The sequence below is a fragment of the Streptomyces phaeochromogenes genome, assembly GCF_001418655.1.
Taxonomy (GTDB): Bacteria; Actinomycetota; Actinomycetes; order Streptomycetales; family Streptomycetaceae; genus Streptomyces; species Streptomyces phaeochromogenes.
Genome location: NZ_LIQZ01000063.1, coordinates 19,974 through 28,113, shown reverse-complemented (window position 1 = coordinate 28,113; position 8,140 = coordinate 19,974). Strand labels below are relative to the sequence as shown.

8 protein-coding genes, 1 tRNA gene and 1 pseudogene are annotated in these 8,140 nt (G+C 68.6%); 6 read left to right on the top strand and 4 right to left on the bottom strand.

The genetic code is table 11. The annotated features are described in order from the left end of the window. Positions 1-266: 266 nt before the first annotated feature. Positions 267-703: pseudogene (locus AOK17_RS48185) on the top strand (MBL fold metallo-hydrolase); the annotation flags it as partial. Between the two features lie 72 nt (positions 704-775). Here the strand turns inward: AOK17_RS48185 and AOK17_RS09130 are convergent. Further along, the gene (locus AOK17_RS09130) at positions 776-2,026 is read right to left on the bottom strand and encodes a PTS transporter subunit EIIC (protein WP_055611839.1); all 1,251 of its coding nucleotides are present in this window, start codon (positions 2,024-2,026) and stop codon (positions 776-778) included. 286 nt (positions 2,027-2,312) lie between these two features. After that, complete coding sequence (locus AOK17_RS09125; RefSeq protein WP_055611838.1) at positions 2,313-3,599, bottom strand: PTS transporter subunit EIIC; 1,287 nt, start codon at positions 3,597-3,599, stop codon at positions 2,313-2,315. A 228-nt stretch (positions 3,600-3,827) separates the two neighbouring features. Here AOK17_RS09125 and AOK17_RS09120 point away from each other — a divergent pair, with 228 nt between their 5' ends. The 4 genes from AOK17_RS09120 to rdgB all read left to right on the top strand — a co-directional run bounded on the left by AOK17_RS09120 (position 3,828) and on the right by rdgB (position 6,373). Beyond that, complete coding sequence (locus AOK17_RS09120) at positions 3,828-4,061, top strand: PTS sugar transporter subunit IIB (RefSeq protein WP_055611837.1); 234 nt, start codon at positions 3,828-3,830, stop codon at positions 4,059-4,061. Positions 4,062-4,168: 107 nt separating this feature from the next. After that, entirely contained in the window at positions 4,169-4,906 is a 738-nt protein-coding gene (gene rph, locus AOK17_RS09115) for a ribonuclease PH (protein WP_055611836.1), read from the top strand. A gap of 168 nt (positions 4,907-5,074) precedes the next feature. Continuing rightward, positions 5,075-5,479, top strand: coding sequence for a hypothetical protein (locus AOK17_RS09110; RefSeq protein WP_055611835.1), 405 nt, complete (start codon positions 5,075-5,077; stop codon positions 5,477-5,479). A gap of 291 nt (positions 5,480-5,770) precedes the next feature. Next, positions 5,771-6,373 (top strand): RdgB/HAM1 family non-canonical purine NTP pyrophosphatase, encoded by a 603-nt coding sequence (gene rdgB / locus AOK17_RS09105; protein WP_055611834.1) that lies wholly within the window; start codon positions 5,771-5,773, stop codon positions 6,371-6,373. 33 nt (positions 6,374-6,406) lie between these two features. On the opposite strand, the gene AOK17_RS09100 is transcribed toward rdgB, so the two are convergent. Further along, a complete protein-coding gene (locus AOK17_RS09100) occupies positions 6,407-7,195 on the bottom strand; it encodes a hypothetical protein (protein ID WP_245697063.1) in 789 nt (262 codons plus the stop codon). Between the two features lie 104 nt (positions 7,196-7,299). On the opposite strand from AOK17_RS09100, the gene AOK17_RS09095 reads away from it, so the two are divergent. Then, positions 7,300-7,911, top strand: a complete 612-nt coding sequence (locus AOK17_RS09095; protein WP_079052890.1) for an ArsR/SmtB family transcription factor — start codon at positions 7,300-7,302, stop codon at positions 7,909-7,911. Between the two features lie 114 nt (positions 7,912-8,025). Here AOK17_RS09095 and AOK17_RS09090 read toward each other — a convergent pair. Further along, positions 8,026-8,109: transfer RNA gene (locus AOK17_RS09090), tRNA-Leu, on the bottom strand. Positions 8,110-8,140: the final 31 nt, after the last annotated feature.

The window sequence follows — 8,140 nt, the reverse complement described above, 5'->3', positions numbered from 1 at the left end:
GCCCCCACCCGTCCACCACCGTCGCGACACCCGCCAACAGCACCACGGCCGCCAACGCGAGCCACCACGACGTATTCATGGATATGACGGTACCGGCGTGACGGGGCCCACGTCTGGCCACCCCGCTGGCCCCCGAACCGGTGACACCGCAGGTGAGTTCCCCCACAACAGCCCTCGACGGAGGAGCGACAGGACCTTTTGCGCCTTACGCTCGACGGACCGCACGACCCCCGTCTTCACTCCCCGCCAGCGGAGGTTTCTGCTTTATGAAGCTCACCGTCGTCGGCTGCTCGGGGTCGTTCCCGTCCGCGGAATCGGCCTGCTCGAGCTACCTCGTCGAGGCCGACGGCTTCCGGCTGCTTCTCGACATGGGCAACGGTGCCCTTGGCGAGCTGCAGCGCCACTGCGGTCTCTACGACCTTGACGCGATCTTCCTCAGCCACCTGCACGCCGACCACTGCATCGACATGTGCGCGTACTTCGTCGCACGCTACTACCGCCATGACGGCGGGCGCTGCGATCCGATCCCCGTCTACGGACCAGAGGGCACGGAACAGCGCCTGACCACCGCGTACGCGGACACCCCCTCCGCCTCCTCGATGAGCGAGGTCTTCGACTTCCACACGGTCAAGCCGGGCTCGTTCGAGATCGGCCCGTTCTCGGTGCACACCGAGAAGGTGAGCCACCCCGTGGAGGCGTACGGNNAGGCCCCCGGAGCCGATCGGCTCCGGGGGCCTTCGTCATGCCTCAGACCTTGGTGCTCAGGCCTTGGTCCTCACGCCTTGGTGAGGTCCTCGACCTCCTCGTCGGGCTCGCGGCCCGGCGTCGCGAGGTTGAACCTGATGATCGCGAAGCGGAAGGTCACGTAGTAGATCGCCGCGAAGACCAGGCCGATCGGGATGATCATCCATGGCTTGGTGGCGAGGTTCCAGTTGAGGAAGTAGTCGATGGCGCCCGCGGAGAAGCTGAAGCCGTGGTGGACGCCCAGCGCCCAGGTGACGGCCATCGAGATCGCGGTCAGGACCGCGTGGATCACGTACAGGACCGGCGCGATGAACATGAACGCGAACTCGATCGGCTCGGTGATACCCGTGACGAACGAGGTCAGCGCGAGGGAGACCATCATGCCGCCGACGGCCTTGCGGCGCTCGGGGCGGGCGCAGTGCGTGATCGCCAGGGCGGCGGCCGGGAGCGCGAACATCATGATGGGGAAGAAGCCCGTCATGAACTGACCGGCGGTCGGGTCGCCGTGGAAGAAGCGCGGCAGGTCACCGTGCCAGACGGCACCGGCGGAGTCCGTGTAGGTACCGATCTCCTGCCAGGCGACGGTGTTCACGAACTGGTGCATGCCGACCGGCAGCAGCGCGCGGTTGATGGCGCCGAATATGCCCGCGCCGACCGAGCCGAGGCCGGTCATCCACTCGCCGAAGTTGGTGATGACGTCGCCGACGGGCTCCCAGACGAGGCCGAAGAAGACGCCGACGGCGGTGCCGATGAAGGCCATCAGGATCGGTACGAGACGGCGGCCGTTGAAGAAGCCGAGCCAGTCGGGGAGCTTGGTGCGGTGGAAGCGCTGCCAGGTGACGGCGGCTATCAGGCCCATCACGATGCCGCCGAGGACCTTGGGGTCGTTGTAGGTCGCGGCGACGTCCGCGCCCTTCTGGACCTTGGCCTCGCTGATCGGGAACGCGGTGAGCACGTTCTTGTAGACGAGGAACCCGACGAGCGCCGCGAGCGCGGTGGAGCCGTCCGACTTCTTGGCGAAGCCGATGGCGATGCCGACGCAGAACAGCAACGGCAGGTTGGCGAAGACCGCGTCGCCGGCGGTGGCGAACACGGACGCGACCTTGTTCCAGCCGAGCCCGTCCGGGCCGAACACATCGGGCTGGCCGAGACGGAGCAGGATGCCGGCGGCCGGCAGCACTGCGATGGGGAGCTGCAGACTGCGGCCGACCTTCTGCAGGCCCTGGAGCAGGCCGGATCCCCACTTCTTCGCGGGGGCCGCCGGAGCTGTGGCGGTGGTCATGGTTCCTCCATGTGCAGGGTGCTGCCGGGGACGGGAAATGAACGGAAGGAAATTGCACGGGGGATGGACAGCATCCACGTGGTCTACACCACTCAGTGGTGTAGACCTGTTGTAGCACGGTGAAGGTGAGATAAGGAACCCGCAGTTTTTGTGGCCTGGACCATACGGAATCAAGTGCCTGTAAGCATGAAAAAGCGCCCCATAAGGGGCGCGTGGAACTGCGCGAAATGGCCACGACGGTCCGCAGACTACGAACGGCCTCGGGGCCCCAGGAAAGGCGGAGCGCTTACGCCTTCGTCACGTCCTCGACCTCGTCCTCCGGCTCCCGGCCGGGCGTCGGCAGGTTGAACTTCGTGATCGCGAACCGGAAGACCACGTAGTAGACGGCGGCGAAGCACAGGCCGATCGGAATGATCGCCCAGGGTTTCGTGGCCAGATTCCAGTTGATGACGTAGTCGATCAGGCCCGCCGAGAAACTGAACCCGTCGTGCACGCCCAGACCCCATGTCACCGCCATCGAGACGCCCGTGAGGATCGCGTGCACCGCGTACAGCGCGGGTGCGATGAACACGAAGGAGTACTCGATCGGTTCCGTGATGCCCGTGACGAACGACGTCAGGGCGATCGACGTCATCAGGCCGCCAATCTCCTTGCGGCGCTGGGGTTTCGCGCAGTGCGTCATCGCCAGGCACGCCGCCGGGAGCGCGAACATCATGATGGGGAAGAAGCCCGACGTGAACTGCCCCGCGTCCGGGTCGCCCGCCAGGAACATGTTGATGTCGCCGTGCACGACCGTGCCGTCCGGCTTGGTGTAACTGCCGAACTGGAACCACATGGGCACGTTCAGGAACTGGTGCAGCCCGATCACGAGCAGCGCCCGGTTGGCGAGACCGAAGAGACCCGCACCCCACGAACCCAGGCTCACCAGCCAGTCGCTGAAGTCCTCAAGACCCCGGCCGACCGGCGGCCACACCCACAGACACAGCGCCGCGAACGCGATCGCCACGAACGCCATGATGATCGGCACGAGACGGCGGCCGTTGAAGAAGCCCAGCCAGTCCACCAGCTTGGTGCGGTGGTAGCGCTGCCAGAAGTAGGCCGCCATCAGCCCCATGATGATGCCGCCGAAGACACCCGGATTCTGGTAGGTGAACACCACCACCGAGCCGTCGTCCGCCTGACAGCCGGCCGCCACCACCTTCGCCTGCTCGGCGCAGTCCTCGGGGAACTGCCGCAGCACGTTGTAGTAGACGAGGAACCCGGCCACCGCCGCGAGAGCCGTCGAACCGTCGGCCTTCTTCGCCATGCCGATCGCCACACCGACGCAGAACAGCAGCGGCAGACCGAGCGAGCCGTCCAGCAGCGCGCCGCCCGCGCCCGCCATCACCTTGGAGACGTCCGTCCAGCCGAGACCGTCGGCACCGAACACGTCCGGCTGGCCCAGGCGGTTGAGAATGCCGGCGGCCGGCAGTACGGCGATGGGCAGTTGGAGGCTGCGGCCCATCTTCTGCAGGCCCTGGAACAGGTTGCTCCAGCGGGCGCGCGCGGGCGCGGCGGCGCTGTCGGCACTCATCGGCGGTCCTCCTGCATCCTCCCGCGCCCCTCCACACGTCTCCCGCCGCCCTCCCGCGCCCGCTGGAACGGGACCGGGTTTGGCGGCCGTTGAAAACTGGTGTAGACCAGTCGGCGAACGGTTGCGCTGTCGTGTTCGCCATCATTCGGTACGGGTGACGTGACCGCTCGCGAAGATGGGCCAACTGTGGGTTACTGCGACAAAGCGGTTCGGATCAGGGAGTAGGACATGGCCAGCAAGGCTGAGAAGATCGTCGCCGGGCTCGGTGGCATCGAGAACATCGAAGAGGTCGAGGGCTGCATCACCCGCCTCCGCACCGAGGTCATCGACCCGAGCAAGGTCGACGAGGCCGCCCTGAAGGCCGCGGGCGCCCACGGCGTCGTCAAGATGGGCAACGCCATCCAGGTCGTCATCGGCACCGACGCGGACCCGATCGCCGCGGACATCGAAGACATGATGTGAAACCTCCGACTCCGGGCCCCGGCCCCGGGACCTGAGGTCTCACTCCTGAGGGGCCGCTTCCGTTACCCGGGGCGGCCCCTCACCCGTATACGACTAGGCTCGACGCCATGTCTCGAATCGACGGCCGCACGCCCGAACAGCTCCGCCCGATCACCATCGAACGCGGCTGGAGCAAGCACGCCGAGGGCTCCGTCCTCGTCTCCTTCGGCGACACGAAGGTCTTCTGCACCGCCTCCGTGACCGAGGGCGTCCCGCGCTGGCGCAAGGGCAGCGGCGAGGGCTGGGTCACCGCCGAATACTCCATGCTCCCGCGGGCCACCAACACCCGCGGCGACCGCGAATCCGTCCGCGGCAAGATCGGCGGCCGTACGCACGAGATCAGCCGCCTCATCGGACGGTCCCTGCGCGCCGTCATCGACTACAAGGCACTCGGCGAGAACACCATCGTCCTCGACTGCGACGTCCTCCAGGCCGACGGCGGCACCCGCACCGCGGCCATCACCGGCGCGTACGTCGCCCTCGCGGACGCCATCTCCTGGGCCCAGGGCAAGAAGATCATCCGCGCCGGCCGCCAGCCCTTGACGGGAACGGTGTCCGCCGTCTCGGTCGGCATCGTCGGCGGCGTACCCCTCCTCGACCTCTGCTACGAGGAGGACGTCCGCGCCGACACCGACATGAACGTCGTCTGCACCGGCGACGGCCGCTTCGTCGAGGTCCAGGGCACCGCCGAGGCCGAACCGTTCGCCCGCGAGGAGCTCAACTCCCTTCTCGACCTGGCCGTTCTGGGCTGCACGGAACTCGCTGTCGCCCAGCGCACGGCACTTGATACGGTCCTGGAAAGGTAAAGGACACACCAAGACGGCCTCCTGCCACGGGCAACCACGGCACCGGCCGTCGCGTCCCTACGAGTACGGGCGTACGGCACACCGCCGTACGCCCGGCCAGCACCACACGGGGGCCTTGTGGCCTACGCAACGGGGCCCTCGGGCCTGACGCATCGGGAGGACCGTTCCATGGCCGCGAGTCGCCGCCGAGTACGCCGCACCACTGCCATCGCCGCCGCCGTGGCAGCCGTCGCGCTGACGGCCGGGCTGACCACCGGCTGCGACGCCGTCAACAAGGCCCTGGACTGCGTCCAGACCGCCGACACCATCGCCGACAGCGTCACCGACCTCCAGCAGGCCGTGGAGAACGCCGCGAACGACCCGACGCAGGCCGACGAGGCGCTCGACTCCATCGACAAGAACCTCGACACCATCGGCGACAAGACCGACGACACCGACATCAACAAGGCGGTGGACGACCTCCAGAAGGCGGTCACCAACGTCCGCGACTCCATCAAGAACGGCGACGAGACCCCGGACATCAGCCCCGTCACGGACGCGGCCGGCGAACTCACCAAGGTCTGCACGCCGTAGACGTGGCCGCGGCCGTGGCATCGCCCGTAGCCGGTAGACGTCGCCTGTAGCGGCAACGGGCGTCCTGCCGCGGATGGGCTTAGCGGCAACGGCCGTCCTGCCGTGGGTGTACGCCTGCCCGCCGCGAATGGGCGGCCGTTCCTGCCACGGGTGGACGACGGGGGGGCGCCCATCCGCCCGTGAACGACCGGCTCCGCCGCGGGTGGCAGGCGATCGGATCGCGGGCAGCGGTGGGCGGGCGATCGCAGGCACCGCACGAGCGGCACCGCCCGCCTGGCTAGGGTGAGCACCATGACCCGCCTGATCCTCGCCACCCGCAACGCCGGAAAGCTCACCGAGCTAAGGGCGATCCTCGCCGCCGCAGGTCTCCACCACGACCTCGTCGGCGCGGACGCCTACCCGGAGATCCCCGACGTCAAGGAAACCGGCGTCACCTTCGCCGAGAACGCCCTCCTCAAGGCGCACGCTCTCGCCCAAGCCACCGGCCTCCCGGCCGTCGCCGACGACTCGGGCCTTTGTGTCGACGTCCTCGGCGGCGCCCCCGGCATCTTCTCCGCCCGCTGGTCCGGCACCCACGGCGACGACGAGGCCAACCTCAGGCTCCTCCTCGCCCAACTCGGCGACATCGCCGACGAACACCGCGCCGCCCACTTCGCCTGCGCCGCCGCACTCGCCCTCCCCGACGGAACGGAACGCGTGGTCGAGGGCCGCCTCCTTGGCACCCTGCGCCACGAGCCCACCGGCACCCACGGCTTCGGCTACGACCCGATCCTCCAGCCCGAGGGCGACACCCGAACCTGCGCGGAACTCACTCCCGACGAGAAGAACGCGATCAGCCACCGGGGCAAGGCGTTCCGCGGACTCGTACCGGTCGTACGGGAGTTGCTGGGCTGAGGAACCAACCGGAACCCGGCCACGACCGCTCGGCTACCCCACCGCGCCGTACGACCGCAGCGCCACCCGCGCGTCCAGGTCGATGCCGTTCACACCGGCCGGTGCCGGCAACCGCAGCACCTTGTCGAGCACGGGGCCCAGTCGGCCGCAGCCCGAAGTGCCCGGCGCCGCAAAGCGGTTGTCGGCCACCCCGAAGGCGACGATCAGCGGGTCCGGCGAGACGACCCTCGACGGATCCGTCTCCTTGAGCACCAGGTGGACCGGGGCCGCGTCGGTGCCTATGGAACAACCGCGCGGGACCCCCGGCCCGGATACACGGAACGTCAGATCCAGCTCGCCCCGCCGCTCGTCGTTGGACTCGAAGTCCGAATAGCCGCCGTACCGAGGCGTGATCGACAGCGGTGTGCCCCGAACTCGTAGGGGAGTGGCGGCCATCGCCCCGAACACCTGACGGAACTCGCCGTCGACCCTGCCCTCCGCGAAGGTGATCGCCAGGGGCCGGTCGATCGGCACCTCGACGCGACCGAGGGTCAGATGCCCCGTGGCGGTCATGGCCTCGCACCGCCACTTCGCCGGATCGGCGCCTTCGGGAAGCTCGGAGAGGGTCGGACAGTCCGCGAAGCCAAGCTGACGCGCGTCCGCACCAGCACCAGCACCAGCACTTGCGCCAGCGTCGGCTTGCACGGGACCCGCAGTCGCCGCGCCCGTGCCGGCGGCGAGGGCCAGGGCGGACAGTGCCATGACGAGACGTCGGGCGCGAAGCATGAAGGCCTCCAGGTGAATGGCGGACGGGCGGGAGGGTCCCGCGATGTCGATGTCCACGCCTCAAGGATTGCAGCCGTTCCTCTGCAATGGAAGGTCTGCAGAGAAAATTCTGCAGACTTCACTCTGCAGAGATTCGGCTGTGCTGGGCGTAGGCTGCCCTCATGAGTGATGCAGCCGAGCCGGAGCCCACCCCTGATGCCGAGGCCGGTGCCAATGCCGGGCCCGACGGCGAGCGACGCGCGGTCAGCGACCCGGCGGCCCTCAAGGCCCTCGCCCACCCGCTGCGCCTGAAGATCCTCCGCCACCTGGCCGTCTCGGGCCCGGCGACCTCCACCACCCTCGCCGCCGCCCTCGGGGAGAACACCGGCACCCTCAGCTATCACCTGCGCCGCCTGGAGCGCGGCGGCTTCATCGAGGACGTGCCGGAACGGCCCAACAGTCGCGAGCGCTGGTGGCGGGCGGTGCGCGGACTCGACGTACGCAGGCCGGCGCAGGACGAGATGACCGACGGCGAGCGGGCGGTCGCGGGGGCCCTCGACCGGATGCGGCTGGATGAGGACATCGAGCTGGCCCGCCGCTTCACCGAGGAACAGGCCGAGTCGGACGGCTGGATGCGGGGCTCCCGCAGCCTCAGTCACCTCACCAAGGAAGAGGTGACCGCCTTCCACGACGCCTACCTCGACCTCCTGACCCGCTTCGCCCGGGGCCCGGAGGACGCCCCACCGGACGCCAAGCCGGTACTGCTGCGGTGGTTCGCGCTGCCGGCCGAGTGAGGGCCTCTGTTTCGCGACTGCCCCATTCCCACCCGAGGCTGTCCTGGCCAACTCCTAAGTACGGCGAAGGCCCGGCTCGCAGGAAGTGCGAGGCGGGCCTTCGATTTAAAGGCGTGCGGCCGGTGGGACTCGAACCCACACGGGTGTGAACCCACTGGGACCTAAACCCAGCATGACTGCCAGTTCCATCACGGCCGCTCAAAAACGGTCATCGTGCTCGACCGGCGTT

Bases quoted from the DNA above. Each gene is read 5' to 3' on its own strand.
- AOK17_RS09130 (WP_055611839.1), bottom strand. From the start codon at position 2,026: ATGACCACCGCCACAGCTCCGGCGGCCCCCGCGAAGAAGTGGGGATCC.
- AOK17_RS09125 (WP_055611838.1), bottom strand. From the start codon at position 3,599: ATGAGTGCCGACAGCGCCGCCGCGCCCGCGCGCGCCCGCTGGAGCAAC.
- AOK17_RS09120 (WP_055611837.1), top strand. From the start codon at position 3,828: ATGGCCAGCAAGGCTGAGAAGATCGTCGCCGGGCTCGGTGGCATCGAG.
- rph (WP_055611836.1), top strand. From the start codon at position 4,169: ATGTCTCGAATCGACGGCCGCACGCCCGAACAGCTCCGCCCGATCACC.
- AOK17_RS09110 (WP_055611835.1), top strand. From the start codon at position 5,075: ATGGCCGCGAGTCGCCGCCGAGTACGCCGCACCACTGCCATCGCCGCC.
- rdgB (WP_055611834.1), top strand. From the start codon at position 5,771: ATGACCCGCCTGATCCTCGCCACCCGCAACGCCGGAAAGCTCACCGAG.
- AOK17_RS09095 (WP_079052890.1), top strand. From the start codon at position 7,300: ATGAGTGATGCAGCCGAGCCGGAGCCCACCCCTGATGCCGAGGCCGGT.